Source organism: Halorubrum coriense DSM 10284 (assembly GCF_000337035.1).
Classification (GTDB): Archaea; Halobacteriota; Halobacteria; order Halobacteriales; family Haloferacaceae; genus Halorubrum; species Halorubrum coriense.
Map to the genome: position 1 here is coordinate 40,594 of NZ_AOJL01000013.1, position 14,161 is coordinate 54,754.

The 14,161-nt window shown below is 68.8% G+C and carries 13 protein-coding genes; 9 read left to right on the top strand and 4 right to left on the bottom strand.

The window, feature by feature from the left end; genetic code table 11:
• Nucleotides 1–140: 140 nt before the first annotated feature.
• The 5 genes from C464_RS02405 to C464_RS02425 all read left to right on the top strand — a co-directional run bounded on the left by C464_RS02405 (nt 141) and on the right by C464_RS02425 (nt 4,756).
• Nucleotides 141–1,193, top strand: coding sequence for a sodium:calcium antiporter (locus tag C464_RS02405; RefSeq protein WP_006111907.1), 1,053 nt, complete (start codon nt 141–143; stop codon nt 1,191–1,193).
• A 76-nt stretch (nt 1,194–1,269) separates the two neighbouring features.
• Complete coding sequence (locus tag C464_RS02410) at nt 1,270–1,689, top strand: cobalamin B12-binding domain-containing protein (protein WP_006111908.1); 420 nt, start codon at nt 1,270–1,272, stop codon at nt 1,687–1,689.
• Nucleotides 1,690–2,850: a methylmalonyl Co-A mutase-associated GTPase MeaB gene (gene meaB / locus C464_RS02415; protein WP_006111909.1), complete on the top strand. Its 1,161-nt coding sequence runs from the start codon at nt 1,690–1,692 to the stop codon at nt 2,848–2,850.
• A 121-nt stretch (nt 2,851–2,971) separates the two neighbouring features.
• On the top strand, nt 2,972–3,919 hold the full coding sequence (locus C464_RS02420) for an alpha/beta fold hydrolase (protein ID WP_006111910.1): 948 nt from the start codon (nt 2,972–2,974) through the stop codon (nt 3,917–3,919).
• Between the two features lie 78 nt (nt 3,920–3,997).
• Nucleotides 3,998–4,756: a response regulator gene (locus C464_RS02425; protein ID WP_006111911.1), complete on the top strand. Its 759-nt coding sequence runs from the start codon at nt 3,998–4,000 to the stop codon at nt 4,754–4,756.
• A gap of 30 nt (nt 4,757–4,786) precedes the next feature.
• Here the strand turns inward: C464_RS02425 and C464_RS02430 are convergent, their stop codons facing one another.
• A complete protein-coding gene (locus tag C464_RS02430; RefSeq protein ID WP_006111912.1) occupies nt 4,787–5,305 on the bottom strand; it encodes a DUF4442 domain-containing protein in 519 nt (172 codons plus the stop codon).
• Nucleotides 5,306–5,431: 126 nt separating this feature from the next.
• On the opposite strand from C464_RS02430, the gene ncsA reads away from it, so the two are divergent.
• A complete protein-coding gene (ncsA, locus tag C464_RS02435; RefSeq protein ID WP_006111913.1) occupies nt 5,432–6,412 on the top strand; it encodes a tRNA 2-thiolation protein NcsA in 981 nt (326 codons plus the stop codon).
• 66 nt (nt 6,413–6,478) lie between these two features.
• On the opposite strand, the gene ftsZ is transcribed toward ncsA, so the two are convergent.
• The 3 genes from ftsZ to C464_RS02450 all read right to left on the bottom strand — a co-directional run bounded on the left by ftsZ (nt 6,479) and on the right by C464_RS02450 (nt 8,729).
• Complete coding sequence (ftsZ, locus tag C464_RS02440; RefSeq protein ID WP_006111914.1) at nt 6,479–7,705, bottom strand: cell division protein FtsZ; 1,227 nt, start codon at nt 7,703–7,705, stop codon at nt 6,479–6,481.
• Nucleotides 7,706–7,709: 4 nt separating this feature from the next.
• Nucleotides 7,710–7,889, bottom strand: a complete 180-nt coding sequence (locus tag C464_RS02445; RefSeq protein WP_006111915.1) for a ribbon-helix-helix domain-containing protein — start codon at nt 7,887–7,889, stop codon at nt 7,710–7,712.
• 204 nt (nt 7,890–8,093) lie between these two features.
• A complete protein-coding gene (locus C464_RS02450; RefSeq protein ID WP_006111916.1) occupies nt 8,094–8,729 on the bottom strand; it encodes a ribbon-helix-helix protein, CopG family in 636 nt (211 codons plus the stop codon).
• 220 nt (nt 8,730–8,949) lie between these two features.
• On the opposite strand from C464_RS02450, the gene C464_RS02455 reads away from it, so the two are divergent.
• From C464_RS02455 to C464_RS02465, 3 genes are read left to right on the top strand one after another with little or no spacing between them, the layout of a single operon-like run.
• Complete coding sequence (locus C464_RS02455) at nt 8,950–9,402, top strand: DUF7518 family protein (RefSeq protein WP_006111917.1); 453 nt, start codon at nt 8,950–8,952, stop codon at nt 9,400–9,402.
• An 18-nt stretch (nt 9,403–9,420) separates the two neighbouring features.
• Nucleotides 9,421–13,002 carry a chromosome segregation protein SMC gene (gene smc, locus C464_RS02460; protein WP_006111918.1) on the top strand — a complete coding sequence of 1,194 codons (3,582 nt, stop codon included), beginning with the start codon at nt 9,421–9,423 and terminating at the stop codon, nt 13,000–13,002.
• The gene (locus C464_RS02465) at nt 12,995–13,960 is read left to right on the top strand and encodes a segregation and condensation protein A (RefSeq protein WP_006111919.1); all 966 of its coding nucleotides are present in this window, start codon (nt 12,995–12,997) and stop codon (nt 13,958–13,960) included. The genes smc and C464_RS02465 overlap by 8 nt, the downstream gene beginning before the upstream one ends.
• Nucleotides 13,961–14,161 lie beyond the last annotated feature (201 nt).

The following is a 14,161-nucleotide window of genomic DNA, read 5'->3' on the forward strand; positions in this document are numbered from 1 at the left end:
TCCGGAGATCCGGGAGGGTCCCCGACGCGGCGCGGTCGTCACACGCGGCGAGCGCTGCGCGGCGGACTGACGCACGGGCGACCGGATCGACCCGAGCGCTTCCGGAATCACTAATCGGCTCCGTGCGCACTGATCGCACGGTGACGCTACTCTACGAGCTCATCGGCGACCAGTCGCTCGTCGTCTGGGTCGCGCTCGGCCTGGTCGGCTTCCTGTTGACTTGGAAGGGCGCGAACGTCGTCGAGTCCACGACCTCGAAGATCAGCGACCACTTCGGCGTCTCGCAGGCGATACAGGGCGGCCTGATCGTCGCGGCCGCGACCTCGTTCCCCGAGCTCGCGATCATCGTGATCTCCGTCTTGGTCCTCGGGGAGTTCGGCGTCGGCGCCGGGGCGCTCATCGGCACGGCGGTGTTCAACATCTTGGTCATCCCTGCCGCCGTCGCCGTGACGAGCGGCGACACGACGACGACGCAGGGAATCGTCTACCGCGACGCCATCTTCTACACCGTCGCGGTCCTCGCGCTCTTCGGCGTGATCGCCTTGGGCGTCCTCGGCACCGACGGGCGGGAGCTCGCGCGGATCACCCCGCAGATGGGCGTCGGACTCTTGGTGTTATACGGCGTGTACGTGGTCCTTCTCGTCGGCGGCAAAAGCGGCGCGTCGGACCGGACGCGGACCGAGTCGACGAACGTCCCGAAGCAGCTCGGCCTATTTGCGGGCGGGTTGGCCGTCGTGCTCGTCGGCGTCGAGTCGATGATCGGCATGACGCTCCAGGTTGCCGACGCGCTCGGCGCGCCGCCGTTCCTGATCTCCGTGACCGTGCTGTCCGTGCTGAGTTCGTTCCCCGACCTCCTCGTCGGCGTGAAGATGGGGCAGGCGGGGGACAAGCGCGCGGCGGTCGCCAACGTCTTCGGGACGAACACGTTCAACCTCGTCGCGGCGCTGCCGATCGGCGTCATCCTCGCGGGTGGCGTGTCGATCGGCTTCCTCACCTCCGTCCCCCTGCTCCTGTTCCTGTTTTACACGACGCTCGTCGTCGTGGTGCTGTCCGCGACAGACTTCGAGATATCCACCGAGGAGGGGTACGTCTTCCTCGCGATGTATGCCGTGTTCCTCGGCTGGATGACGACCGAGGCGCTCGGCATCACCGCGCTGTTGACCGAGTCGACGCTCCGGACGATCGTCGGGTGACCGACCGCGCTCGCCCCTCGAGAAACCTTCCTGTTCTTCCGTTAGAATCAAACCGGCACGCGACCCATCGTAGGGCATGAGCGCCGAACAGCAGGAACGGGCCGTCCGGTGTCTGGTCGCGAAGGTCGGGCTCGACGGGCACGACCGGGGCGCACACGTGATCGCGCGAGCGTTCCGCGACGCCGGCTTCGAGGTCGTCTACTCCGGGCTCCACCGAGCGCCGGAGGACATCGTTCAGGCGGCGGTGCAAGAGGACGTCGACGTGCTCGGCATCTCGATCCTCTCGGGCGCGCACAACACGCTCGTCCCGAAGGTAATCGAGGGGCTCAAAGAGTACGACGCGTTCGACGACACGTTGGTCCTCGTCGGTGGGATCGTCCCGGACGAAGACGAGACCGAGCTGAAAGAACTCGGCGTCGCCGAGGTGTTCGGCCCCGGGACCCCAATGGAGGAGACGATCGAGTTCATCCGGAACAACGTCCCGGAGCGCGCGTAGATGGCCGGGCCGGACGCACCCGCGTTCGCGGACGCGCCGACGCTCTCCGACGCGGACGCCGCGCTCGTCGAGGACCTCCTTTCCGGGAGCCACCGCGCGCTCGCCCGCGTCATCACGAAGATCGAGAACCGAACCCCGGGGTACCGGGCGATCGTCTCCGCGCTCCACGAGCACACCGGCGGCGCGGACGTGATCGGGATCACGGGCTCGCCCGGTGCCGGGAAGTCGACGCTCGTCGACAAGTTGGCCGCCGCCTACCGCGAGCGCGGCGACACGGTCGGCGTGATCGCGGTTGACCCGTCCTCGCCGTACACCGGCGGGGCCGTCCTCGGCGACCGCATCCGGATGGGATCGAACGTCGGCGACATGGACGTGTTCTTCCGGTCGATGAGCGCGCGCGGCCAGCTCGGGGGCCTCTCGACCGCGACCGCGGACGCCGTGAAGGCGCTCGACGCGTTCGGGAAAGACGTGGTCGTGCTGGAGACCGTCGGCGCCGGACAAAACGAGGTCGACGTGGTCCGCACGGCCGACACGGTCGCCGTGCTGGTCCAGCCCGGCTCCGGCGACGACGTCCAGACGCTGAAGGCCGGCATCCTCGAGATCGGCGACGTGTTCGTCGTCAACAAGGCCGACATGGACGGCGCACAGCGGACTGTGGCCGAATTAGAGGAGATGGTCCACCGCCGCGAGGGGGGAACGACGGGCCGCAACGCTGGTCACCACGGCGCGACCTCGACTGCCTCGACCGGCGGCGGTCCCACGAAGGGGTCCCGCGACGACGATCACGCGGCGGCCGAGGGGGGCGGCTCGGGAGACGCCGGCGACTCGTGGACACCCGAGGTCTTAGAGACCGTCGCGAACAGTGGCGAGGGCGTCGGGTCGCTGATCGAGGCGTTCGACGCGCACGCGGCGTACCTCCGTGAGTCCGGCGAGATCGAGACGACCGAACGCCGCCGGTACGCCGAGGAGATCCGCACCCTCGTTCGGGCCGACGTGGGGGCGCTCGCGACCGCCGAGATCGAGCGCCGCGGCGGGATCGACCGCCTCGCGGAGCGGGTCCGCGACCGCGAGACGGACCCCTACGCCGTCGCGGAGGCGATCGTGGGACCGATCGCTGACTGCGTCGACGGTGAACGCGCGGACGGCGACCGCGACGCCTGACTGCGAGGCCCCAATAGCGACCGCGACGACTGATTGCGGCCCCAGCCGACGCCCGCGGAACCGGCCCCGACGTACCGCCGCGTCCCACGGGTATAAGTCGCCAGCGAACCAACAGTTTGCCATGAAGCTCAGGAACCTCCTCGGAAGCGCCGCCCTTGGCGTCGGCGCGCTCGCCGCTATCAACACCGGCCTCCGGTACGAGGGCGAACTGGAGCCCCCGCTCGACGGCGACGACGGCACCTTCCGCTGGCGCGGGATGAACGTCGCCTACACCGAGGCGGGCGACCCCGACGACCGGACGCTCGTGTTGCTCCACGGGATCAACGCCGCCGGGTCTTCCGGCGAGTGGCGCGCGGTGTTCGACGACCTGGCGGTCGACTACCACGTCGTCGCGCCCGACTTTCCCGGGTACGGTCGGTCCGACCGGCCGCCGCTGCGGTACTCCGCCGCGCTGTACGAGGACTTCGTCCACGACTTCCTCGCCGAGTTCGACGAGCCGGCCGTCGTCGCCTCCTCGCTGTCGGCCGCGTACGCGGCCGCCGCGGTCGACGACGCGGACGGCGGCGTCGAACTGAGCGGGTTCCTCGGGGTCTGTCCGACCGCGACCGCCGGACCGAGCCCGGCGAAGGGGTGGCTCCGCGAACTGCTCCGCGCGCCCCTAGTCGGGCAGGCGCTGTTCAACGTCATCACGTCGAAGCCGTCGATCCGCTACTTCAACGCCGACCACGGCTACGACGACCCGGCGAACCCGAGCGCGGAGTGGACCGACTACGAGTGGCGCACGACCCACGTCGAGAACGCGCGGTTCGCGCCCGCGTCGTTCGTCTCCGGCACGCTCAACAGCGAGATCGACCTCGCCGCGGCGCTCGCGGACTTCGACGTGCCGCCGACGATCGTCTGGGGCCGGGAGGCGACCGTGAGCCCCCTGACGGACGGCCGCGAGCTCGCGGACGCGGCCGACGCGCGCCTCGTCGTCTTCGACCGCGCGCGGCTGCTCCCGCACGTCGAACACCCCGACCGGTTCGTCGAGACGGTCGAGGAGGCGCTCGTCGCCGGCGCGACGGCGTAGCGGCCGGTCCAGCCCGCGATTCTCAGCCCTGAATATCGAACGGCCACCGATAAATACGGTACCCTCGGAGGACTCCCCATGACGGACACGTTTCGCCTCCTGTGCGTCGACGACGAACCGGGGCTGGCCCGGCTCGTGGCGACGCACCTCGAACGAGACGACGACCTCGACTGCGAGGCCGCGGTCGAGACGGACCCCCGCGAGGCGCTCCGCCGGGTCGAGCGCGAGTCGTTCGACTGCGTCGTCAGCGACTACGACATGCCCGGCCTGACCGGCGTCGAACTGCTCTCGGCGGCGCGCGAGGTCGAGCCGGACCTCCCGTTCCTGCTCTTCTCCGCGACCGGCCCCGACGAGATCGCGGCCGAGATGATCCGCGCGGGCGTCAGCGACTACGTCTCGAAACACGGCGGGGTGGACGGTTACACCGCGCTGCTCCGTCGCGTCAAACGCGCCGAAGCGGGGGAGGACGGGCGCGGCGACGCCGGCTTCGAGGACGGTGCCGGCCGAGACGTCGCCCTCGACGGCGTCTGTACCGTGGGGCCGGACGGGACCTTCGAGTTCGTCGGCGAGGAGTACGGCGAGCTGTACGGGTACGACCCCGAGGAGCTCGAGGGCGAACCGTGGCAGCGGGTCCACCCCGACGCCGAGGTCGAGCACATCCGCACGCACATCATCCCGGTCGTGACCGACGGGGAGCGTTGGAGCGGGACGAGCACGGGGCTCCGCGCGGACGGGAGCCGGTTCGCCGAGTCGAAGATGGTGAGCACCACCGCGGACGACCGGCTCGTCATCTCGGTGTCGCCGCTCGACACCGCCGCGCCCCCCGCCGACGACTGAGCCGAACCGACGCCGGTTCGCGGCACTTCCTCACTCGTCGCGGCGCACGTACAGCGTCTTCTCGCAGGCCGCGTGGACCGCCCCCCCGTCGTCGACGAGCGAGACGAGGTACTCGCGGTCGGTCGACTCCCCCGGGTCGAGCGCCTCGCGGATCGACTCGGTCTCGGCCGACGGCAGGTGGAACTCCGCGTACAGCGTGTCGCGGCCGGGCTCGATGAACTCCAGCGCGGCCGACTTGTCCCACACCGTGAACCCGTCGCCGAGGACGCGACGGAGCATCATCATGTACACCGGGTCGATCGCGGCGTAGATGCTGCCGCCGAAGATGGTGCCGACCGCGTTGCGAGTGCGCCAGTTCAGCGGGACGCGGATCCGGACGTACCGCCAGCCGGCGGCGATGTGGTCGACCCGGGCCCCGGTACCTCGGTACGCGGGGAGGAAGTTGAACCCGTACCGCCAGAGCCGCGTCCGACGGCTCTCCGCCGGCGGGTCCTCGCGAAGCGGGCGCGGGTCGGGGTCGCGGCCGACCCCGGTCGGGGAATCGCTCACGGCGATCCGCGGAGGCCCGGCGAGAAACCGGTGTCGGAACCGGCGACAACCGACCGACGGTTGTCCGGCGCGACCGTCCGACGGAGCCCGAAACGGGTATCCCCGCGCGACCGCAACCCGACACCGATGGAGTGCGACAAGTGCGGGGCCGACGCGATCCACCACGCCGCCTACTCCGGGGCCCACCTCTGTGGCGAACACCTCCGACAGTCGGTCGAGAAGCGCGTGAAGCGTCGGGTCCGCGAGGACGGCCTCCTCGACCTGGACGCGACGCCCGACGACCCCGACCGCTGGGTAATCGGGCTCTCCGGCGGGAAAGACAGCGTCGCCCTGACGACGATTCTGGACGACGTGTTCGGCCGGGACCCCCGCGTCGAGATGCTTGCCCTGACGATCCACGAGGGGATCGAGGGGTACCGCGACGCGAGCGTCGACGCCTGTGTGGAACTGGCCGACGACCTCTCGATGCGCCACGAGCTCGTGTCTTACGAGGAGGAGTTCGACGTCCGGATGGACGACGTGGTCGAGGACGACCCCGAGAACATGGCGGCGTGCGCGTACTGCGGCGTGTTCCGCCGCGACCTGCTGGAGAACTACGCCGCCGAGTTCGACGCGGACAAGCTGCTCACCGGGCACAACCTCGACGACGAGGCGCAGACGGCGATGATGAACTTCCTCGAGGGCGACGTCCGACAGGTCGCGAAACACTTCGACGCCTCGCTCGGCCCCTTCGACGAGCGCGGGGACACCGACGCGTTTGTCCCGCGCGCCAAGCCCCTCCGCGACGTGCCAGAAAAGGAGATCGCGCTGTACTGCCACGCCCGCGACCTCCCCACGCACATGGCCGAGTGCCCCCACGCCGAGGAGGCGTACCGCGGCGAGATCCAGTCGACGATCCACGCGCTAGAGGAGAACCACCCGGGCGCGCGCCACTCGATCATGGCCGGCTACGAGGAACTGTCCGCGCTCGCGGCCGACGCCTACCGCGGGGACGGCGACGAGGGCGACGAGAACCCGGGCCTCTCTGAGTGCGAGCGCTGCGGCTCCCAGACGAGCCGCGACGTCTGCCGGAAGTGTCGACTGCTGGAGTCGATCGAAGCCGTCTGAGCGCGGAAGACACGCGTCGGCGCGGGAAAAAAGCAAACTGCGGTCGGTGTCCGGGCGACCGGAGCGTCAGCGGATGACGTCGAGCCCGTTGTTCTTCTCGATCTGGTCGCTCCCGCCGTCGGACTCCCACGCGCTGCGGTCGCTGCCGCCGGAGACCGCCGGTTCGCCCCGGCCACCGGCGGCTTCGTTCGCCTCGGCCGCCCGCTGGCGCGAGTCGCCGAGGTCCTCGCCGTTGACCGCGGCGCGGGACTTGTCGGCCTGCTTCTGAGTGGAGGGGCCGAGCACCTGTGCGCTCTGGACGCCCGTCATGATCGCCATGACGCGGACCTTCCCCTTGTACTCCTCCTGGATGCGCGCGCCCCAGATCACGTTGGCGCTCGCCTCCAGCCGCTCGGTGATGTTGTTCGCGATCCCCTCGGCCTCCTTCAGCGTGAGGTCCGGACCGCCCGTGATGTGGACGAGCCCGCCGGAGGCCCCGCGGTAGTCGACGTCGAGCAGCGGGTGGTTCATCGCGTCGTTGACCACCTCTTGGGTCTTGTTCTTGTCTTGCGTCTCGCCGACGAGCATGACCGCGACGCCGCCCTGATTCATGATCGTCGACATGTCCGCGTAGTCGAGGTTGATGAGGCTCGGTTGGGTGATCGTCTCGGAGATCCCCTTCACCGTCTCTGCGATGATCTGGTCCATCACGGAGAACGCCTTCCCGATCGGCAGGTTCGGGACGTAGTCGAGGAGGCGGTTGTTGTCGAGGACGATGATCGAGTCGGCCTCGTTGCGGAGGTCTTCGAGTCCTTCCTCGGCTTTCACCGTGCGGGCGCGCTCAACGTTGAACGGCGTCGACACCATCCCGACGACGATAGCGCCCTGCTCTTTGGCGATCTTCGAGACCACCGGCGCAGCGCCGGTGCCCGTGCCGCCGCCCATCCCGGCGGTGACGAAGACGAGGTCGGCGTCCCCGAGCACCTCTTTGATCGTCCCCTGGGCCATCTCCGTCGCGCGCTCGCCCATCTTGGGGTCGCCGCCAGCACCGAGCCCCTGCGTGAGCGACTTGCCCACGAGGATCTTGGTGTCGGCCTCGATCATCTTGAGGTGCTGTTTGTCCGTGTTAATGGCGACGGTGTCGGCACCGTCGACGCCGATGTTATACAGACGGTTGACCGTGTTGTTCCCGGCGCCGCCGGCACCGACGATGACGATCCGGGGGTCCCCGAACTCGTCGTCGTCCATGTCGACATCCATGTCGCGCTTCTCCGCTTCCGCGTTGTCGAGGGCGTCCTGAACGAGATCTTGCATCAGTTTACACCTTCGCCCAGCTGCGGTTGCGGCCGCGCTCGTCGCGCTCGCCGTCCTGTTCGTTCAACATGTCGCGGACGGCCGACCGGATCGCCTCGCTCCGGTTCGGGAACTCGCCCGTCTCCACCATCTGTTCGACCTCGTCGATCTGCTGTTTCGGAATTCGTAGTGTCACACGCTCCATTGTATTCCCCCGGTAAGACGGCGTCCACGCAACGCGTGTGTCTTACAGTCCGCAATCGCCCGGGAACGGGGTCTCACCCCGATCCGGACGGTCGCTGTAAGACGACCGTCTTACGCAATTTGAATCACCGAGGCTGTTCATATAAAACTATCGGCGGTTGTAAGACAAACGAGTCGTTCGCCGTATACGCGCGCTTACAACCTGTTATCTGTCTTTCAGTACGTCCGCGGCCGGGGTGCGACGCCCGCAGCCCGGGCAGAACGCCCAGTCGCTTCGGAGCTCGTCACCGCACTCACAGAACGCCCGGTGAGACTGCTTCTCGCCGCAGTTCGGACAGTAGACGTGTTCTCCGGGGACCGTCTCGCCGCAGCCGCCGCAGGCGCTCTCACGCGGCTGCGCGCTCGGCCCGTCCGGGGGACTCCCCGCGCTCGCGTCCGTCTTACGCGCACTCGGCTCCGCGTCATCAGTCGTCTCACGCGCCACACGGACGGCTTTCTCCGGGTCGCTCGATCCGGCGGACGGCGCGTCGAGCGTGACGTTTACGTTGATGTCGCCGGGTTCCCCGGTCGCACCTGGGGGCGCAGCAGCGCCGCATGCCGGGCCGATCCGGTCGTCGAGCGCGGCGTCGAGCCGCTCTGCGATCAGCTCGTCGACGCGGCCCGCGAGTACGTCGTCGACGCTTTCCGTCGAGGCATCCGACGCGTCGGACGCGCTCGCCTCCGCGTCGCCCTCGTCGAGATGCGCTCGGAGCGCTTCCCGCATCACCTCGCTCTTGGAGGCGTCACACGCTTCCAGGCGGTCGACAAGGTCATCGTCCGCTCGGAAGGTGATCTTGCTCATACCAAATTGATACCTCGGGTCAGTACTAGTATCTTCCCCTGCCGCCTGACACGTTTCACGACTCGGATACGTCCGGGCGTGCGCGGACCGGCCCCGCGCCGACGCCGGCCGAACTCCGTCGGTGCGGGTCAAATCCTGCCGCGGCCGCCCGAATCGTGGTGTTTGGTCACACATGTGTCTGACGCAGATTTATACCCGTCGCGCGAGCATGCGTGTATATATGAGTAACCGCGTCGAGGACCTCGAACGACAGGTCGCGGAGCTACAGGCGGCGGTCAACGGACTCACCGAAGAGCTCGTCGAGATGAAAGAGCGCGTCCGACAGCTGGAAGACGAGCGGTCGGTCGCGGTCGAGGCCGACGCCGCCGGCGCGACGGCCGGCTCCGAAGGGAGCGCGGCGGCCGCCGCCGAGTCCGCCGAGTCCGCCGAGTCCGCCGACGCCGCGCAGGCCGCGTCCAGCGGCGAGCGGACGACCCACTCCGACGACCACGTCGACGTGTTCGAGTCCGTCGAGGAGTCGTCCGACGGGGCCGATGAGGCCGAGCCGAGCGCGGAGGAGGGTGGCGACGTCATCGTCCCCGAACAGTCGGCGACGACGCCCGACGCCGACGCGGAGGACGCCGCCGAGGACGACGGCGAGTCGAGCGACACCGACGACATCATCGTCGCGTAAGCGGTCGCCTCCGCCCCAATGCACATCACTGAAGTCGTTTTGGACGGGTTCAAGAGCTTCGGGCGAACGACGAGGATCCCCTTCTACGAGGACTTCACGGTCGTCACCGGCCCGAACGGGTCCGGGAAGTCGAACATCATCGACGGCGTGCTGTTCGCGCTCGGGCTCGCCCGCACCCGCGGGATCCGCGCCCAGAAGCTCACCGACCTCATCTACAACCCCGGTCACGACGACGGCGAGGCCGCGGACGGGCCGAACGAGGCCTCCGTCACCGTGGTGCTCTCGAACGAGGACGGGGTCCTCGACCGGTCGCAGGTCGTCTCCGCCGCCGGCACTGAGAACGTCGGCGACGTCTCCGAGATCACGATCAAGCGCCGCGTGAAGGAGACCGAGGACAACTACTACTCGTACTACTACCTCAACGGCCGCTCGGTGAACCTCTCGGACGTTCAGGACCTGCTCGCGGCCGCGGGCGTGACGCCGGAGGGGTATAACGTGGTGATGCAGGGCGACGTCACCGAGATCATCAACATGACTCCCTACCAGCGGCGGGGGATCGTCGACGAGATCGCGGGCGTCGCCGAGTTCGACGAAAAAAAGGAGGCCGCCTACGAGGAGCTCGACACGGTCGAAGACCGCATCGGCGAGGCAGACCTCCGGATCGGTGAGAAGCGAGACCGGCTCGACCAGCTCGCCGACGAGCGCGAGACCGCGCTCCAGTACCAGGACCTCCGCGACGAGTTAGCGGAGTACCGTGGCTTCCGCAAGGCCTCCGAGCTTGAGGAGAAGCGCGACGCGCTCGCCGACGTCGAGGCGGAGATCGGCGAGGCGGAGACGGACCTCGACGAGCTCCGCGAGGAGCTCGACGCCCGGCAGGGGAGGCTCACCCGCTTGGAGGAGGACCTGGCGGACCTCAACCACGAGATCGAGACCAAAGGCGAGGACGAGCAGATCCAGATCCGGTCGGAGATCGAGGAGATCAAAGGCGAGGTTTCGCGGCTGGAGGACAAGATCGAGTCGGCCGAGTCGCGCGCGGAGTCCGCTGAGACCGACCGTCGGCAGGCGTTCGTCCAGATCGACCGCAAGGAGGAGACGATCGGGGAGCTGGAAGACGAGATCCGCGAGGCCAAAGTGGAGAAGGCGTCGGTGAAGTCGGAGCTGGCGACGAAGCGCTCCGAACTCGCCGACGTCGAGGCCGAGATCGAGGGGGCGGACACCGAGTTCGACGAGCTGAAAGCCGAGCTGTCGGACAAGAAGGAGGCGATCGAGTCGCTCCGCGAGGAGAAGAACGAGACGCAACGCGAGAAGGACCGGCTGCTCGACGAGGCGCGCCGCCGCTCGAACGCGGTGAGCGAGGCCCGCGAGGAGCTGGAAGAGGCCCGCGAGTCGCTCCCGGAGCACAAGGCGCGGATCTCCGAGCTGAAGAGCGAGCTCGACAAGGCGGAGAAGAACGAGGCGACCATCGAGGACGCGGTCGCCGACCTGTTCGCGGAGAAGGCGGAGCAGAGCGAGCAGCTGGAAGAGATCGAGGATACCCTCCGCGAGAAGCAGAACGAGTACGCCAAGCTGGAGGCCGCCGCCGACCAGCGCGGCGACGCCTCGTGGCCCCGCGCGGTCACCGAGGTGAAGAACGGCGGCATTGACGGGGTCCACGGCGCGGTCGGCGAGCTCGGGTCAGTTGAGGCCCAGTACGCGGAGGCGTGCGAGACCGCGGCTGGCGGCCGGCTGGCGAACGTCGTCGTCGACGACGACGGGGTCGGCTCAACCTGTATCGATTACCTGAAGCGGCGCAACGCCGGGCGGGCGACGTTCCTCCCCATCACGGAGATGGACGACCGGAGCCTGCCGCGGAAGCCCTCCCTCCCGGGCGTCGTCGACTTCGCGCGCAACCTCGTCGACTACGACGCGGAGTACGCGTCGATCTTCTCGTACGTCCTCGGATCGACGCTCGTCGTCGAGGACATGGCGACCGCCCGCGAGCTGATGGGCGACTACCGGATGGTCACGCTCGACGGCGACCTCGTCGAGAAGTCAGGCGCGATGACCGGCGGCTCCGGCGGCGGCTCCCGCTACTCGTTCACGAAGTCCGGCGGCGGGAAGCTCGAACGGCTCGCGACCGAGATCGCCGACCTCGAGGACGAGCGGCAGTCGGTCCAGTCGGAGATCGACGCCCTCGACGACGACATCGAGGACGCGCGCGACCGCAAGGCCGACGCGGCCGAGCGCGTCCGGTCGCTGGAGGCGGACATCGAGCGCGCCGAGGCCGACCTCGCCGAGGCGGAAGACCGGATCGAGGAGCTGGAAGCCGAACTGGAGGAGCTGGAGGCGGAACGCGAGTCGGTCGATGCGGAGATGACCGCGTTAGACGAGCAGCTGGCCGAGACCGACGCCGAGATCGACGAGCTCGCCGAGGAGATCTCGGCGATCGAAGCCGAGCTCGCCGACTCGAAGATCCCGGAGCTCTCCGAGCGCGCCGACGAAATCCGCGTCGAGATCGACGACCTCGAAGACCGGATGAGCTCGTTCGACGGCCGGATCAACGAGCTGGAGCTTGAGAAGGGGTACGCCGAGGACGCGCTTGACGACCTCCACGACGACGTTGAGGAGGCGCAGAACGCGAAGGCGGAGGCGGAGGAGGCGATCGCGGACCACGAGGCCGCGATCGAGGAGAAGCAGGCCGACCTCGCCGACAAGAAGGAGGCGATCGCCGACCTCGAAGAAGAGCTCACGGCGCTCAAAGAGGAGCGCGAGGCGCTCCGCGAGGAGATTCGCGAGGCAACGCAGGCGCGCGACGAGCAGCGGTCGCTCGTCTCGGCGGCGGAGTCGGACCTCTCGGACCTCACCGACCGCCGCGACCGCTTGGACTGGGAGATCGACGAGCTGGAGTCGCAGGTCGGCGACTACGACGCCGACGAGATCCCCGACCTCGACGAGGTGGAGTCCCGGATCGAGGAACTAGAGGCCGAGATGGAGGCGTTAGAGCCTGTGAACATGCTCGCAATCGACGAGTACGAGGAGGTTGAGGCGGCGCTCGACGAGCTACAGGAGCGCCGCGACGTGCTCGTCGAGGAGCGCGACGCCATCGAGGAGCGGATCGAGGGGTACGAGGCGGCGAAAAAGGAGACGTTCATGGCGACGTTCGACTCGATCAACGACCACTTCGAGGACATCTTCGCGCGGCTGTCGGCCGGGTCGGGCGAGCTCGTCCTGGAGAACCCCGAAGACCCCTTCGAGGAGGGGTTGACGATGAAGGCCCAGCCGGCGGACAAGCCGGTGCAGCGGCTCGACGCGATGAGCGGCGGCGAGAAGTCGCTCACCGCCCTCTCCTTCATCTTCGCCGTCCAGCGGCACAACCCCGCGCCGTTCTACGCGCTCGACGAGATCGACGCCTTCCTCGACGCGGTCAACGCCGAGCGCGTCGGCGAGATGATCGAGGAGCTGGCGGAGGAGGCGCAGTTCGTCGTCGTCGGTCACCGCTCGGCGCTGTTGGAGCGCTCGGACCGCGCCATCGGCGTCACGATGCAGGGCGACAACCTCTCGGCGGTGACCGGGATGCAGTTCGGCGACGAGGCCGACGAGGAGGTGAGCGCGGATGACTGAGGAGGACGGCGTCCCCGACCTCGACCTGACGAGCGAGCGCGACGGCGCGGCCCCGCTCGCCGACGACGAGCCGGAAGCTGGAAGAGCGGAGACCGGCGAGCCCGACTCGCCCGGCGATCCCGCCCCGGACTCGCCCGACGTGTCGCCGCCCGACGAGACCGACGACGACGAGGTCGAGCCCGTCGAGCTCCTCGTCCAGCTCGCCGAGGAAGGCGATATCGAGCCGTGGGACATCGACATCGTCCAGGTGACGGACGCCTTCTTGGAGAAGCTCGACGAGACGGACCTCCGGACGACCGGGCGGGCGCTGTTCTACGCCAGCGTCCTGTTGCGGATGAAGAGCGACGGCATGCTCGCGGACGACGACGAGGACGAGAAGCCGGAGCCCGAGCCGTGGGAGGTCGCGATGGAGGGCGGCGCGCCCGACCTGGCCGCCGACGGCTTCGACCCGGTCGACAAGCTGGAGGCGGAGATGGACCGGCGGCTCGACCGGAAGAACACTCGCGGTTCGCCGGAGACGCTCGACGAACTGGTCCGCGAGCTCCGCGAGGCCGAGCGCGGCTCGTGGTGGAAGGACTCCCGCGAGTACGACACCTCGGAGTCGCCGCACGGTCACGCCCGCGGCACGCAGACGCTCGACTACCACGCCGGCGACGAGTTCCGGCAGGACGGCGAGCCGACCGCGGGCGAGGCGACCGACCGCACCCACGACGAGGACATCGAGGAGGTGATCGTGGAGATCGACAACGCCCTCCGGACGCACTTCGAGCGCGGGCGCACGGAGGTGCTGTTCGCGGAGATCGAGGCGGCCGGCGGCCGCCCGTTCATGACGTACCTCGCGCTGCTGTTCATGGCCCACCGCGGCTCGGTCCGCCTCCAGCAGGACGACCTGTTCGGCGACCTCTGGGTGAAGGACCCGTCGGCGATGGCCGGCGAGTCGGAAGCGATAGCGGATTAGTACGTTTCGACGTCGTATTCGCTTCCGGAACTGTAACTGACCGTACCAAACAGCTACCGCCAAACCGACGGCAAGTATCGTCGCATCCTCGGCCGATCATTCGTCAGTAAACGAGGCGGTGGCGCGTGCCTGCGAGCGGCCGCCTCTGGCGGCCACGAAGCCAGCACGCGCGAGGGACGCCGCGAGCGACGCGGGCGACCG